Raw genomic sequence first — 15,302 nt, forward strand, 5'->3', positions numbered from 1 at the left:
CTGAAGATTGCGAGCTGCCTGGGTCTCGACGTCATGCGCGCAGGGTGCGCCGGGCCAGGGCCGCCTGCGCCTGTCGGACGGTGGTGATGTCGGCATCCACCTGCGTGACCCAGATCTCGTTGCCCCTGGCACTGCACAGATACGTGGCCTGCCCGGTCCGTCCGGGGCTTCCGAAAGTCCCGCCATCGTCCGCACGCCGGATCAGCCAGTCGCTGGACTCAGGCGGGACGTCAACGAGGTCCGCGTCCCACCACGTCCAGTGCCGGGGCGTGGCCAGCCCCTGACGCAGCGCCGCCACGGCGGTGGTGTCGATCAGGTGGGCCATCATGGTTCCTTTGACCATGTCTTCCGGCGTGTCGCCCAGGGACCAGCGGTCCAGCCGGTCCAGGAGCAGCCCGTCGAACTCGGCGTTGAACTGGGCCGCGGTCAGGCGGACGCCGTCCCGGCGCAGACCATCGAGCAGCCCGCGGATCGCGGTGCCCTCGGGGGTGACCGTGAACAGGTGTCCCGTGACGGCACAGGACTCCTCGCCGCCACTGACGTAGGTGGCCTCGCCCGTCAGGTGACGGCTGGCCTGCTCGAAAAGCGGCTCCGTTTCTGTGGCGGTCAGGAGGGTGATGAGCTGCGCGAGATGCAGGCGGGTGGTGACGCTGTGGAGGCTGGTCATGCCCTTCACCCTGGCATGGCCCCTTTTCTGGAAAATCGGCAGCGGACGGCGCGTCCACAGTGATGTGGCGGCCTGCAGTCACCACGGGCGTGCCGGGCGGGTGCTGCCACACCAGGATCCTTCAGCCCACGCCCATGCACAACGTCTTGACCGCTGGACATGGTTCAGGCCCAGGGCGGGCCTGATGGTTGATCCGGGGCCATCGACTGCGCGGCGCTGTCCACGCAGACACCTCCCCAGACCAGAAGGCACCTCATCCAGAAACGCGAGCCCTCCACGTGCTCCACCCGGTTCGCGCGCTGGCCGCCCCAGCCTGGCCAGATGGCTTAGCCTCCACTGCGCCGGTCGGCGGATGCCGCCCCCCCTCACTGTGCCGCACACTGTCTCAGGACGCCGCGACCGACGCGGAGATGCAAAGTCGCGTCTATCAGGAACTTCATCAGCGCCGTCAGGCCACCGCGCTCGTCACGGGCGCGGACGCCGAGCGCACCGCCTTTGTCACCGGCCTTCTCGAGGACGCCCTGCTGATTCAGGACGCCCGCACGTCCTTTCTGGCCAACGTCCGCCGCGCCGGCATCACCGGCCCCATGTTCCACCTGGCGGCCGAGGAGGCGACCGCCACGGTCCTGCGCGCCGCCTTCCGCCGCACCGACGACCTGCTGAACTGGCGGGAACACCTTGCGCCCCTGGCCGGCTGGTGGGGCCTGCAGGCCATGTACGAGTACAACAACAGCGGCCGCCGCCACGACGAGCGCCTCGTCGGGTACCACCGCTCCAGCGGCACGGTCCTGACCCTTGTCAGCGACCACCAGCCCGACGAGGACGGTGTTCTCCAGCCGCTGCCGCTGGTGGATGAGGCCGCAGATCCGGCCCAACGCTACGAGCGGCAGGTGGCCGCCACCGGACTGCATGTCCTGCTGGCCACTGCCGGAGAACACCCCGCCCTGAAGCATCTGCGCGACTGGCTGGCCGCCCATGCCCTGAACGCGGACTGCCCCGTCACGTTCCACAACGGTCTGGCAAGCCTGAGCTGGGCCTACGGCCAGCAGCAGGCCCTGGCCACCCGCCTGGGCGTCAGCACCCGCACCCTGCGCAACCGCGCCCGCGAGGTCGAGGCGCTGCTGACCACGCTGGCCGCCCAGGTCCGCGCCCGCGCCGCCTGACCTCCACCCCCACAAGGAGCCCCATGAACGATCTGTACTTTAACGACACCTGCCCGGACTGCGCCGGCACCGGCTACGACGATGGCCAGTGCCACACCTGCGGGGGCACCGGCACCCCCCTTGATTTCAGCACGCGCCCTGACCGCGACGAATGGGCATGGCTGGACGAGCTGGATGAACCCCAGGAACCCTGAGCGTTCTGAGAGGGCAAGAACGGAACGAAAATGAAGGTTATGCAGATGAGAGAACCAGATGTGCGGCAGGACAGCGAAAATCACTATACATGGTCCTCGTTTTCTCATTTTTGTTCCGTCGTCGATCAGCACGGCGTTCAGGAGCGATCTGGACTCTCATCTTCGTCAGATGAATGTATACTCATGATCTACTTACAGTTCACATGCTAAAAAGAACGTGCTGCACGGCCTTGCCTGACGGTAGAGCCTCAGCAGCATTTCCCTGTTAAGGGATTGAAACGGGTCCGAACCGCTGAACGTGGTCAGGTTGATGGTGCCTCAGCAGCATTTCCCTGTTAAGGGATTGAAACTTGTCAGGGCGGTGCCCGGTGGCCGACTCGGTGTACGTGCCTCAGCAGCATTTCCCTGTTAAGGGATTGAAACTATCAGGAATTAACTCATATAAACTATAGGTATCTAGCCTCAGCAGCATTTCCCTGTTAAGGGATTGAAACAGCTTGTTCAGCACGTAACGCAGGCCGTTCTCTTGCCTCAGCAGCATTTCCCTGTTAAGGGATTGAAACACGATGAGCCTTGCCCGTAGCAACTCGGATGCGGTGCCTCAGCAGCATTTCCCTGTTAAGGGATTGAAACATGTCTTTCAGCAACTTCTCTCGGAAGATGTTCATGGTTGCCTCAGCAGCATTTCCCTGTTAAGGGATTGAAACACGGTGCCGAAGTAGCCGATGTTGGCCGTGGCCACCACCGACAGGTGCCTCAGCAGCATTTCCCTGTTAAGGGATTGAAACACTTCGGTCGCCGCGCCATTGGCGAGGGTGTACTCAGGCCTCAGCAGCATTTCCCTGTTAAGGGATTGAAACGGGCAGCGGCGTACAGTTGCGTCACGTCTGCGATGGCCTCAGCAGCATTTCCCTGTTAAGGGATTGAAACTCGGTGTCCATGTCCACCTCCCAGACATCACCGGGGTCTCAGCAGCATTTCCCTGCTAAGGGATTGAAACAGCTTGAGCAACTTTTCCCGCTCATTCTTGAGCGTGTCTCAGCAGCATTTCCCTGCTAAGGGATTGAAACGAACCCGCCTGCACTGCCCGGGTTCGTTTTCGCGCGCTGTCCAGGCAGAACGCCGCCGAATGGCTGAACTGCACGCCGACGGCGCTCTCCGGAAGCAGTCTTTCCGGATGTTCGCGCGGCGCGTCATACGGTGGATATGGCAACCCTGATTCCCGGCTGGCGTGAACTGAATACCCTGTCCACGCCGCTGACCGCGGGCGAGGCGCACCTGCTGGCGTTCCTGGAAAGGGACCTGGGGCCAGAGTGGGAGGTGTTCGCGCAGCCGTACCTGAACGGCACCCGTCCGGACGTGGTCGCGCTGCACCCCACGCGCGGGGCGTTGATTCTGGAGGTCAAGGACTGGGCGCTGGAGTGCTACTCGTGGGGCCAGGGGCGCCGGGAGTGGCGGGTGCGCGGTTCGCACGGTGAGGGCGCGGTGCAAAACCCCTTCGGGAAGGTGGAATTCTACCGGGAGAACATCCTGCGCTTCCTGGTGCCGGAGGTGGGGGCGCTGGTGCGCGAGCAGGGCTGGCAGGCGCTGGGCGTGGTGCGGGTGGGCGTGTACTTTCACGGGGCGAGCGCGGCGCAGCTGGCACGCTTCACGGCCGGCCGGGTTCACCGGGCGGTGTGGCAGCTGGGACGCGACAGCCTGGTGCCGGGCGCGGCGGAGGGCTGGGTGACACGCCGGGCAAACGCGCCGGCGGTGTTCGCCCCGCTGTTGCGGGCCTGGCTGAACCCGCCGCTGCACGCGGCGGAACAGCAGGCACCGCTGCGGCTCTCGCGGTCGCAGGAGCAGCTGGCCCAGCCCGCGCCGGGGCATGTGCGCATACGCGGCGTGGCAGGCAGCGGCAAGACCCTGGTCCTGGCGGCCCGCGCGGCCCGCGTGGCGCTGGCGGGCGGGCGGGTGCTGGTCGTGAGCTTCAACATCACGCTGTGGCACCTGCTGCGCGACGGCGTGCGGCGGGCAGGCGGGGGCGCGGCCCTGCGCAACGTGACCTTCGGGCACTTTCATGGCCTGGCCTCCACGCTGGGCAACGAGGCGGGGCTGACCTGGGCAGAGTGCGGGGGTGATCCGGCGCTGCTGGTGCGGCGGGCAGCGGCCCAGTTAGGCGTGTCGTTCGACGCGGTGCTGGTGGACGAGGCCCAGGACCTGGAAGACGACTGGGGTCAGGCACTGCTGGGCCTGGTGCGCGAGGGGGGACAGTTCGTGGCGGCGGGCGACGAGTTGCAGAACGTGTATGGGCGCGGCGGCGGGTGGCTGAGTGCGACGCGCTTCGGTCGCTGGCGTGAGCTGCGTTCCAGCGTGCGGCTGCACGACGACGTGGTGCGCTGGGCCAACGCCTTTGCGCGGGCCTACCTGCCGGGCGTGGGCCTGCTGGCCGAGTCGGACCAGCCGATGCTGCCGCTGGGCGCCCCCGAACTGCAGTGGCGGGACCTGCCCTCGCGGGACGCGGCGCTCGACGCCCTGGTCGAGCGGGCGCGGGAACTGCGGCATGCGGGCGCGCAGGCCAGCGACGTGGCGCTGCTGGTTCCCGACCACGCCTTCGGCCTGGAACTGGTGGCGCGGCTCGGCGCCCAGGGCGTGAACGTGAACCACGTCTTCACCGGGGACCAGGACGACAAACGGCAGAAATATGCCTTCTGGATGGGCGACGCCCGCCTGAAGGCCTGCACCGTGCATTCCTTCAAGGGCTGGGAGGCGCGGCATGTCGTGGCGGTCCTGGACACGGTCGGCGCACTCTCGCCGCCGCAGGCGATGCTGGCCTTCACCGCCATCACGCGCGCGCAGGGCTCGCTGACAATCCTGAACCTCAGCGGGCACTTCCGCGGCTTCCCCGGGCTCGTGGCTGCCCTGGAACCCACCGCCCAGGGGGCGGCGTGACCACCACCCGCCCGGGTCAGCCGTTCAGCCACCTGAACATGGCCTGCGCCAGTTCGGCGTGCCGCTGCGGCGCGAACGGGTTGCGGTGGGGACGGGTCAGGAAGGCCCTCAGCTCCTCATCCGGCGCCGGAAAGGTGCGCAGAAGGTCGGTGGCGGCCGCGTGAATGACGGGCCGTTCCTCCGGGGACACGGAGTGCCCCTGATGGATGGCGTCGCTCCGCAGGCGATACAGGCGTCTTGGCGTGCCAGCCGCCGCGTTCAGCGCCTCCGGCAGGGCCTGTCCCGCAACCAGCAGGGCGCTGGTCATTGATTCCGTGGGGGCGTCCCGGTCGATGCGAACACGCCTCAGCTCACACAGCGCGCGCAGGGCCTGTTCCAGCAGGGTGGCGTAGGCCAGCAGCGCCGCACGCGGCGACTGCACCTGCGTGGCGTTCCACAGGTGCATCAGCATCCCGCCGGGTCTGCCGTGCAGGGCCAGCGCCGGCCCGGCCTCGCGCTGCCAGCCGGCCAGCAGGTCCGGTGCCTTCCAGCGCCGCAGCCCCTTGAGGGCCTCCGCAACGTCCCCCTGCTGTTCCAGGGCCAGCACGGTCAGCAGCGTCCCGGCCCGGTCCGTCCCGGCATGCCCCAGGTCACCCAGCAGCAGCCCCGCCGCGCGGAACTCCCCCACCTGCATGGCCGTGCGGAGCGAGGCCAGCAGCGCCGCCTCGGCCACCACCGGCACTTCCTCACGCAGAGTGCCGCCCCGGTCAGGCTGGTACCAGCCACGCGTGTCTCCGAAGAACTCCGTGACCTGCAGCGAGGACAGCACCTCGCGCATGGCGGGCGTGCCCCCGGCCACCAGCAGGTGCGTCTGCACGTCAGCGCTGTCGGCCCGGGCTGCCTGCACGCCCGGGTGGGCGCGCAGCGCCCGCAGCACCGCCCGTGCGTCCGACGGGTCCACCACCAGGGGCACCAGCTCAGTCCGCAGGCCCGGCCACTGCTCAGCCAGCTGGGCCTCCAGCTCCTGCGCCCTCAGTTCCTGCGTTCCAGCACTCAGCGACTCATCGCGCCGGTCCGCGCGGTCGCTGGCCCCCTCGGCGAACAGCAGCAGCGCCTCGGTCACCGGCACGGTCAGCAGGGCCGCCGCCGACAGGACCGGCCCCGGCGTTCCGTCACCCCGGTGGGGGTCCTGCTTGCCCACGAAGGCCACCACCCGGTGTCTCAACTACCCTCCCCGCCGGGCCAGCGTGAGTTCCGTCCAGCCCAGGGGACGCTCGGCGCGCATCTCACGCACCACGCGGGTGTTGAAGCTGCCCGTGACCCGGCGGGACTTGGGGGAAGGGAAGTCCGGCTCCGCGTAGGCGTTGTTCTGCCGGCGCAGGCCGGTGTCCAGCACGCCCTTGAGCAGGGTATCGTCCTGGCCCTGCTCGTCGCCCAGGAAGGCAAGACCGCTGGATTCCGGCGCCAGGGCACCCAGCACACTGTGGGCCATCAGCCCGGTGCCCATTCCCAGGGGGAACAGCCGCTCCTCGGCCTGCTCCTGCGCCTCGGCCAGCACCCAGTCCAGCACCAGGCCGCCCTCGCCCCACAGTTGCACGCCCTCCTGGCCCTGCCGCTCCAGATCGGCCAGCCTGTTGTAGTGCTGCTCCTCGGTGCCGTACACGCGGGCGCCGTACCCGGCCAGCGCGTCGGTCCAGTCCTCCGCGCGGCCCAGGCCCCGGGCCAGATTCCGGGCGTCCGGGTCACGGACCTGCATGCGGCCCAGCAGGTCGAGGTCCACCGTCACGGTTCCGGTATAGGTGGTTCCGGCGTCCGGATTCAGACACTCCCAGGCCTGCGCGCCGGCCTTGCCCCCGTTGCTGGGCCGGGCGTGAGAGCCCGCCTGATACGACATGGACAGCACGGCGTACACACGCGTCAGGTCCTGTGTGCGGTCGGGCACCAGGTCGCTGACCTGCACCGCACGGAACAGGTCACGGTTCTGCGGCTGCATCCGTCCGGACGCGCCGCTCAGGTCCTCGGCGATCTGCTTGCGGTCCATCAGGGGGTCGTCGGCACGGTCCCGGCCCCGCAGGTTGGCCTTCTGCACGTCCTGCACGAACCGGGGGTACGCCCCGTCCTGCTGGGTCTGCCAGTCCAGCCACATGGTCCGCAGGGCCCCCTTGACGGTGCTGCCGGGCAGGTACGGCAGCCCATTGGCCTGCGCGGTGATGACCTTCAGCCCGCCGTTGCGGTCGGTGGCCTTCAGCAGCGGCAGCGCGCCGGGGTGAACCCCCATGCGGCGCAGGGCCAGGGCGCCGGACTCGATGTCCCGCGCGATGACCGGCGGGTATTCGTCCTGCTCCATGAGCCGCTTCACCGTCGCGGTGATCTGGCCCTGATCGCCGTAATGGTCCAGCAGGCGCCCGGCAAGCTTGCGCGGCTGCACCAGGGCCAGAGCGTGGTTGCGCTCACTTGTGTACAGGTGGTAGGCGCCGCGGCCCACGACCTCGTTGCCCACCCCGATGTGAACCGGCGACAGCGGCCGGATCCGGACGTCGAAGGTCAGGAGATTGCGGTTCATGCGGCGCTCCCCGGCTGCTCGATGCTCAGGCTGACGCTCAGGCCGCTGCGCCACACCGGATGCGCGAAGTCGGGCGGGGCGACGTCCACCACCTGGCCGCCAAGGGGGCCGGGCATCAGGCTTCCCTCGGTGAGCATCCACACGTCCTGCCGCTCCAGCGTGGTGCCGTCCAGGAAGCCGTCGCGGCGGCGCAGGCCGTAGCGTGCTTGTTCGCTGCTGTCGATCAGCTGCGCTTCTTCCCGGGTGGGATGCGTCAGCCCCAGCAGGACGTGGCGGCCACCGGCGGTCAGCCGGTCGGCCACGCCGGCGGGCACAGGCTGCAGGTCCAGCGTGAACTGACCGCTGCCGTGGGTGCGCAGCCCGCCCAGACCGGTGTCGGCCAGCAGGCGCAGCGCCGCCAGCAGCCGCGCCCGCTGCGTGTCAGACGTGGTCTCCAGCAGGAACGCCAGTCGCGGCTGCGCCAGTGTGGCGGTCATGAAGGTCTCGGTGGCCTGCGTGACGCGGTCCTGCGCGTTGCGCTGCCGCTCCATGCTGCCGCCTGCGCCCTGCCCCCGCGCCTCGCGGCCCAGGTGCAGCCGCTCGGCCGGCGAGAGGGCCGCCAGCGGGGCGGCGTAGCGCTCCCGCGCCAGGGCGTCGGCCCTGCCGTCGTACCTGGTGCCGCGCAGGCTCCGGTTAACCTGCGCCTCTGTGACCGTCAGCGGCAGGTCCTGCGCGGTGACTGGCAGCAGGGCGCGGCGTTGCCGGGCTTCCGCCTGGCGCAACTGCTCCGGGCCAAGGCGCTGTCCGCCCGCCAGGGTCAGGAAGTCAGCCAGGTTGACGAACTCCAGTTTCCTGACCGCCTTGCGGTCACTGGACGGGCTTTCCGCGCCACTATCGTCCGGCGCGTCGGCCGCGCGTGGGCGGGGCAGCAGCCACTCCCCACCCGCGTACGGCGAGGCGCTGCTGACCCGGTACGGATTGTCCAGCGGCAGGGGCCCACCCTGCAGCAGGACGTCGGCGCTGAACAGCGCGCCCCACAGCAGGTCGCTGGGCAGGTAGCCAGCGCGCAGGTCCCGCCCGCGCAGCGGCTGAGTGAAGGTCAGGACCACCAGATCGTGACGCCCCACCCCTCAGCGCCCCTGCAGCGGCTGCAGCAGCGTGCCGCTCAGCGCCTCGCGCAGGGCCTGCACCGAATCGAAGTCCTGCGCGGGCGGCTCGGTGTCTTCCAGGTAGGCGCGGCGCGGTTTGACCGTCACGCGGATCGGCAGGCTGCTGATGGTGTCCAGCGGCAGCTGCTCCGCCCGCCCGAACTTCAGGCGGCCGTAGCCGCGGCTGCCGTTGCCGCCGATGTAGTCGTCTTCCAGCCACCGCAGGGCGGCCAGCAGGAACTTCAGGTCGTCTTTCACGTGGTCCAGGTTCTCGACCGTGTAGGTTACGCGGCTGACGAACACGCTACCGGCGGGCACGCGCTCCAGGCTGCGGGGGTTCGCGGCGCTGGTGATGCGGTCCAGGAAGTTCTCGCTCTTGATTTCCGTGAACGGAAAGTCCCCCTCGAGTTCCGAGAGCACCTCGGCCGTTTCCCGCGTCACCTGCGCGTCGCCGACCGCCAGCCTGGCCGGGTGGTTGGTGTCCGAGCTGCCCTTGCCGGTTGTGCCGAAGGTGCGGTCCACGGCGTTCTTCAGCGCATCCTCGCGGGTGTCGGCCTCATGGCGGTACAGGTTGCTGTGACCGCGGTTGTACCACTTGCCCTGCTCCAGCGGCTGGCCCTTTTCCATGCCCTCCAGGGCTTCGACGATGGAGCGCAGCTTGCCCTTCAGGCTGCTGCCCGGCACGATGGGCAGGCGCGTCACGGCGTCGCGGATCACGACCTTGTCGATCCCGCCTATGGCAAAGCCGTCGTTGGCGTTGCCGATGTGCGTTCCGGTCAGCAGCTTGAACGGCAGCTCGATGATGATCTTTCCGTGAAATTGACGTTCCATGCTCATTTGCCCCCGTGGAATTTGAAGTACGCCATGACCGCCTCGCTGAACTTGCGCAGCACCTTGAAATCCTCGAAGGTCTTCACGTGGCCCGTGACGTCCCCCATCAGGTCCGTCAACTGGCGGATGTACGCCTCGCCGCTCTTGGCCCGCCCGGCGTTGTATACCAGGCTGATGTTCAGCAGCGCCGCCTCGCGCTGCGCGGCGCGGTCCTGCTGCGCCCGGTCCGGGGAGGCCGCGTCGATGCCCAGCGTGCGGCCCCGCCGGATGCGGCTGACCCCGGCGGTGGTCTCGGACAGCAGCACGCGGATCTGCCGGCTGCTCACGCCGCCGCCCTGCAGCTCCCGGCCGACCTGATCGGCCAGCGAGACCAGCGCGTTGAAATCCTGAATGTCACTGAGGGTGGCGGCGTCGCCGCGTGCGGTCTTGAATGTCTGTGTCCAGCTCATGTCAGTCCTTCCTTTCCAGGGCCGTGGGGCGTGCGAGGTGCAAGAAGCCCAGCACGTGCGCCAGGTGAGGCCAGCTGTCGCGGCGCAGGAGCGTGCGTTGAAGTGCCTGCCAGTCGGGCAGGTGGTCACTGGGCGGCGTGGCGCGGGCCAGGGCGTAGTGCAGCAGCGGCAACCGCCACGCGTCCCCTTCCCGCTGCGCGAACGCCTGCAGCTTCCACAGGAACGCCCGTTTGACGCTCAGCTCGATACCGTCCGGACCGCTGTGTTCAGTGCTCAGCTGGAGGAAGGCCGCCAGCAGGTCCAGGGTGCGGTCCAGCGCGCCGGCCTGACCGTCCAGCGCCGCGAACACGTTCCAGCGCACCGCGGCGCCAGGGTCGCCCCCCGGCGCGTCGGTGGTCAGGAACGGCACGAAGCCGTCCTTGACCACCTGTCCGTCCACCATGGCCTGTTTGGCCAGCCCCTCGGCCTCATGGGCGAGGTCCGCCATGCGCCGCAGCGGGTACTTCGCCTTTGCGATGAACGCCCCGCCGCTCAGGCCCAGGCGGTCGTTGCCGCCGGTAAAGGCCCGGTACGCGCGGCGCAGGTCCACGGCAAAGGTCAGCACCTCGTTCCACGCGCCCACCACCACCGCGTCGTCGCCGCCGCTGTAGATGATGTTCAGGTAGCGCCCGTGACCCCCGGCGTCGCTGCGCGGGGCCTGCGGCACACCGGGCAGCAGTGGGTCGCGCCGGGCGCAGATGGCGTTCACGTAGCCCTGGAAGAACAGCCCCATCAGCCGGGAGAGCGTGGCGTGGCGCGCCGCCGAGTGGCCTGGAATGCCGCCCGCGAAGTACGTGCCCATGTTGTCCGCGTCGCAGCGGAACAGCGCCAGGCGCGGTTGCCCCAGCGCGAGGTCCACCAGTTGTTCGTGGGACGCCACGCTGTGCGGCCCCTCGGCCTGAGTGGCGTCCAGGTTCCGCTGGGCCGGCGGCACGTCGCGCACCCGCGTCACGTAGTTGCCCGTCAGCATCGGGAAGGCGTCCGGGTCCTTCAGGCTGTTGAGCGCCAGCCGTTCCGGGGGCAGGGCGTCGCCCGGCGAGGCCCGCAGGGGCCGGTACGCCCGCTCCCCGATGGTGATCCACCCGTTGCCGCCGGTCTGCGCCGCGTCCCGCACCTCGATGTGGGTCGCACGCGTCAGCAGCCCCCCGAAGTCGATCAGGGCCGCCGACAGCGCCTCTTCCTGACGCTGCCGCTGGCCAGGAGACACCGCGCCCCCGAACACTTCCGTGAGATGTCCCCGGCGGCGCTGGGCCTTCTGGCGGGTCAGCTGTGCCGACAGGTCCCGCTGGAACTCCCGGCCCTCCAGCACGCCGGCGATCGGCACGCCCACCGACGCCACCGAGAAGCCCAGCGTGCCCTGATGTTCGTTCCACAGCCAGGCATCGAATCCGGCCGCGAACGCCCTGACCTGATCCGCGCAGCGGGCCGGCAGGTACAGCTGGAACCCGCCGCCGCCCAGGTACGCCACGTTCGCCCGCGTCAACCCGCACAGCGCCAGGACCTGCCGCAGTGCATGCACTGCCAGCAGTTCCAGGTAGAACGACCGCGCCCGCAGTGCCCGCGAGGCCCGGCCGGATTCCGCGCGGTAGATGAAGTCCTGAATGCCGCTGACATCCGCCCGCAGCACCAGCACCTGCTCGCCGCAGGCCTCAAGCGCGGCCCGCAGGCGCGCCTGATCGAACCACGACACGCCTCCCACCTCTGCCCCGCTGGCGTCCACCGCCGCCACGAACCCCCCGAACCGCTCGAGGACCGTGAGCCGGGCGTCGGGTGTCCGTGCGCCGCCCAGCGCGGCCTCCAGTCCCCGGGCCAGTCCCGCCGCGTCTCCAGAACCACCGGGCAACGTGGGCGTCAGGGGGTCCACCTCGGCCAGCGGATACCGCGAGGACGCCACGCGGTACGCCCCGGGCTTCCCTCCCCCCTCGCCAAGATGCTGGAAGACCACGTCCAGCCCCCGGGCCTGACCGCTCCGCAAATGCCGGAGCAGCGCCTGCAATTCCTGTTCCATTGGCCACCTTTTGTATTAGCGAAGTATTAGAGCCCACGATAGATTACGTGAAACGGGTAAGGCCCGCTTCCACATTTGCGTATGGCCCCCACCGGGGGAAAGCGGAAAGGCCCACACGCCCATGACGGAACGAAAATGAAGATTATGCAGATGAGAGAGAAAAATCCGCCGCAGGACAGCAGGAACAGCTATACACGACTCCATTTCTCTCATTTTCGTTCCGCCGTCTACTGGCACGATGTTCGGAGGGGATACGGGCTCTCATCTTCAGCGGGTGAATGCATACTCATCATCTGCTTACAGTTCACATGCTAGAAAGAACGTGCTGTACGGCTCCGCTGAAGGGCAGAGTCTCAGCACCATTTCCCTGATAAGGGATTGAAACCTTTTCAGGTGCCGTGTTTCAACCTGTCTCAGTGGTCTCAGCACCATTTCCCTGATAAGGGATTGAAACCTGGAGCTGGTGGCGGAAGTACCAGCCCAGCAGGCGACGGGTCTCAGCACCATTTCCCTGATAAGGGATTGAAACTCCCTGATCCGGCTTGGGTTTGGCCCAGTCCAGTCGTCTCAGCACCATTTCCCTGATAAGGGATTGAAACGCGGCATCCACGGCCCTGCGCAGCACAGCCCACGGGGTCTCAGCACCATTTCCCTGATAAGGGATTGAAACACCAGCAGCAGTGCTTATGACTGTGCTGGTTATGTGGTCTCAGCACCATTTCCCTGATAAGGGATTGAAACCCTGGCACTTTTCGTCAACAACGCTGCTCTGGCCCAGGTCTCAGCACCATTTCCCTGATAAGGGATTGAAACACCAGATCAGCGTTGAGGGTGTGAACCCGGATACGGGCGTCTCAGCACCATTTCCCTGATAAGGGATTGAAACCTCCTGCTGTGCGGCCTCGATCTCGACCACCTTGTCTCAGCACCATTTCCCTGATAAGGGATTGAAACCAGCGTCCACCCCAGCCCTCAGGAGCAAAGGCCTCTGGTCTCAGCACCATTTCCCTGATAAGGGATTGAAACTCTGCGACGTGCACGTTCAGGTCGCGTGCGATAATCAGGTCTCAGCACCATTTCCCTGATAAGGGATTGAAACAAGAAGTCCGCGTTGAACTCGGTTGCGTCAGCGATCGTCTCAGCACCATTTCCCTGATAAGGGATTGAAACGCTATCATCCAGCGGCTCGGAAGAGAACTCCGGGTTGAGGGTCTCAGCACCATTTCCCTGATAAGGGATTGAAACAACTGGGTGCGTTTGCCGGTGTAGTCGTGCAGGTCCAGTCTCAGCACCATTTCCCTGATAAGGGATTGAAACAGAATCTCCGACTCCCGCTTGGCCCGTTGTCTTGCGTGTCTCAGCACCATTTCCCTGATAAGGGATTGAAACCCTCTCCCCTGTGCGCTGAGCCTGCCTTACGCGGCTGTCTCAGCACCATTTCCCTGATAAGGGATTGAAACTTCCGCGCCCTTGAGGACAGTGTAATCGTACCGTCTCGGCACCATTTCTCTGATAAGGGATTGAAACTGTTGTTTATGGCAATCATCAGGGCAGCGTTGATCGTCTCAGCACCATTTCCCTGATAAGGGATTGAAACGTTCCGACCGGGATGTACGTGAAATCAAATTCATCAAGTCTCAGCACCATTTCCCTGATAAGGGATTGAAACCCTCGAAGCCCACGCGCATCGCCTCGTCCACGGGGTCTCAGCACCATTTCCCTGATAAGGGATTGAAACACTGATACATCACCGCGTTGCACTCACGCTGTACCGCGTCTCAGCACCATTTCCCTGATAAGGGATTGAAACACGGTCCAGCTTGATCGTAACCTCCGTTGCGGGAGATGTCTCAGCACCATTTCCCTGATAAGGGATTGAAACTGCGCCTTGCTACGCTTGACCATCTTGCTAACGGTGATGAAGTCTCAGCACCATTTCCCTGATAAGGGATTGAAACCTGGCCTCCTTGATCATCATCTCGATGCGCATCGTCTCAGCACCATTTCCCTGATAAGGGATTGAAACCTCGAACGGGTTGCTGGCCTTGATGCGGGGCGTCTGGTCTCAGCACCATTTCCCTGATAAGGGATTGAAACAGCCCCAGCGCCCGCCACCCGTTCATGATGCGGATGGTCTCAGCACCATTTCTCTGATAAGGGATTGAAACACCGTGAACGATGCGCCCGTCAGGCGGTGGGCCGTCTCAGCACCATTTCCCTGATAAGGGATTGAAGCCCTTCTCCCATTTCCTCTAGCTCGCTCGTCAGGTAGTCTCAGCAGCATTTCCCTGATAAGGGATTAACACCCGCCTACACTGTCCTTTACCAGATATGCCCGCTCGTCTCCGCACCATTTCCCTGTCAAGGGATTCTCCCGTTCCCCTGTTTCCGCTTTGTGTCACACCCGGCCACACGGGGGCATGACATCTGTTCTGGTTCAGACGCCGGGGGCGGCCATCAGTGCGCGGGGCGGGCAGTTGATCGTCGAGACAGGAGCAGGCCAGCACGCGGTGCCACTGGGCCACGTGACCGAGCTGATCGTGATCGGGAACGCGCGGATCAGCACGGCAGTCATTGCGGATCTGGCGGGCCGGGGCGTACCGGTGCATCTTCAGGCGCGGGCCGGGACCGTGCCCTTCAGCGTGCTGGGGAACGTGGAAGGACAGGTGGAAGCCCTGCGCGTTCAGGTGCTGGCCTCACCCCAGGCGCGTCTGGTGGCGGCGCGGGCGCTGGTGCGGGCGAAGGTGACCAACGCGGGCTGGGTGTTGCGCCGCCTGCGGGTCAGCGGGGTCCTGGACGCGCCAGCCGTGGAGGAGGCCGCGGACGAGAACGCATTGCGCGGCATGGAGGGCGCGGCGGCGCGGCAGTACTTTGCGGCCCTGGCCGGGGCGCTGCCGGAGTGGGGCTTTGTGGGGCGGGCCTACCGCCCGGCACCGGACCCGGTGAACGCGGCGCTGTCCTTTGCCTACATGCTGTTGCTGGGGCAGGCGCGTGTGGCGGTGGCGCGGGCCGGGCTGCATCCGGGGCTGGGCACCCTGCACGTGCCGCACGGGCGCCGTCCGGCCCTGGCCCTGGATGTCATGGAGCCGTTCCGGGGGCCGGTGTGCGACCTGACGGTGGCGTCGCTGCTGCGCAGCGGGCGCCTGAAGCTGGACGGGTTCGAGGCGCGGGAAGGCGAGGTGCGCCTGGGGGCAGCAGGCAGCGCGGCGGTGGCGGGCGCGGTGGCACAGCGCATGACCGAATGGAGCGTGGTGGCCGCGCTGCAAAAGCAGGTGGCGGCGGTGCAGCGCACGTGGGCCGAAGGCGGCGGCTGCGCGTGCTGGGTGCCGCCGGTTCGCGCCTGAGGGCCAG

11 protein-coding genes and 2 CRISPR repeat arrays are annotated in these 15,302 nt (G+C 67.1%); of the genes, 4 read left to right on the forward strand and 7 right to left on the reverse strand.

Translation table 11 applies throughout. From position 1 onward, the window contains the following. Positions 1-31 precede the first annotated feature (31 nt). Entirely contained in the window at positions 32-667 is a 636-nt protein-coding gene (locus IEY31_RS07265; RefSeq protein WP_188970452.1) for a hypothetical protein, read from the reverse strand. A 410-nt stretch (positions 668-1,077) separates the two neighbouring features. Between IEY31_RS07265 and IEY31_RS07270 the strand changes: the two genes are divergently transcribed. The 3 genes from IEY31_RS07270 (at position 1,078) to IEY31_RS07280 (ending at position 4,955) form a co-directional block, all read left to right on the forward strand. Continuing rightward, on the forward strand, positions 1,078-1,830 hold the full coding sequence (locus IEY31_RS07270) for a hypothetical protein (protein ID WP_188970454.1): 753 nt from the start codon (positions 1,078-1,080) through the stop codon (positions 1,828-1,830). A gap of 23 nt (positions 1,831-1,853) precedes the next feature. Continuing rightward, positions 1,854-2,024: a hypothetical protein gene (locus IEY31_RS07275; protein WP_188970456.1), complete on the forward strand. Its 171-nt coding sequence runs from the start codon at positions 1,854-1,856 to the stop codon at positions 2,022-2,024. Positions 2,025-2,269: 245 nt separating this feature from the next. Next, a CRISPR array of direct repeats spans positions 2,270-3,094; the repeat unit is 35 nt; unit sequence GCCTCAGCAGCATTTCCCTGTTAAGGGATTGAAAC. Positions 3,095-3,230: 136 nt separating this feature from the next. Next, on the forward strand, positions 3,231-4,955 hold the full coding sequence (locus IEY31_RS07280) for a nuclease-related domain-containing DEAD/DEAH box helicase (RefSeq protein ID WP_188970458.1): 1,725 nt from the start codon (positions 3,231-3,233) through the stop codon (positions 4,953-4,955). 16 nt (positions 4,956-4,971) lie between these two features. Here the strand turns inward: IEY31_RS07280 and IEY31_RS07285 are convergent, their stop codons facing one another. The 6 genes from IEY31_RS07285 to cas10 are packed head-to-tail and all read right to left on the reverse strand — an operon-like array spanning position 4,972 to position 11,951. Beyond that, positions 4,972-6,159 carry a hypothetical protein gene (locus IEY31_RS07285; protein ID WP_188970460.1) on the reverse strand — a complete coding sequence of 396 codons (1,188 nt, stop codon included), beginning with the start codon at positions 6,157-6,159 and terminating at the stop codon, positions 4,972-4,974. Further along, entirely contained in the window at positions 6,160-7,497 is a 1,338-nt protein-coding gene (gene csm5 / locus IEY31_RS07290) for a type III-A CRISPR-associated RAMP protein Csm5 (RefSeq protein ID WP_188970462.1), read from the reverse strand. Beyond that, positions 7,494-8,603, reverse strand: coding sequence for a type III-A CRISPR-associated RAMP protein Csm4 (gene csm4 / locus IEY31_RS07295; RefSeq protein WP_188970464.1), 1,110 nt, complete (start codon positions 8,601-8,603; stop codon positions 7,494-7,496). Before csm4 ends, csm5 begins: the two co-directional genes overlap by 4 nt. A gap of 3 nt (positions 8,604-8,606) precedes the next feature. Further along, positions 8,607-9,455, reverse strand: coding sequence for a type III-A CRISPR-associated RAMP protein Csm3 (gene csm3 / locus IEY31_RS07300; protein WP_188970466.1), 849 nt, complete (start codon positions 9,453-9,455; stop codon positions 8,607-8,609). A 2-nt stretch (positions 9,456-9,457) separates the two neighbouring features. Then, positions 9,458-9,904, reverse strand: coding sequence for a type III-A CRISPR-associated protein Csm2 (csm2, locus tag IEY31_RS07305; protein ID WP_188970468.1), 447 nt, complete (start codon positions 9,902-9,904; stop codon positions 9,458-9,460). Position 9,905: 1 nt separating this feature from the next. Then, entirely contained in the window at positions 9,906-11,951 is a 2,046-nt protein-coding gene (cas10, locus tag IEY31_RS07310) for a type III-A CRISPR-associated protein Cas10/Csm1 (RefSeq protein WP_188970470.1), read from the reverse strand. 350 nt (positions 11,952-12,301) lie between these two features. Further along, positions 12,302-14,327: direct repeats of the CRISPR family, unit length 35 nt; unit sequence GTCTCAGCACCATTTCCCTGATAAGGGATTGAAAC. A 44-nt stretch (positions 14,328-14,371) separates the two neighbouring features. Here cas10 and cas1 point away from each other — a divergent pair. Continuing rightward, positions 14,372-15,295, forward strand: a complete 924-nt coding sequence (gene cas1, locus IEY31_RS07315; RefSeq protein WP_188970472.1) for a CRISPR-associated endonuclease Cas1 — start codon at positions 14,372-14,374, stop codon at positions 15,293-15,295. Positions 15,296-15,302 lie beyond the last annotated feature (7 nt).

The sequence above is a fragment of the Deinococcus aerolatus genome, assembly GCF_014647055.1.
GTDB lineage: Bacteria > Deinococcota > Deinococci > Deinococcales > Deinococcaceae > Deinococcus > Deinococcus aerolatus.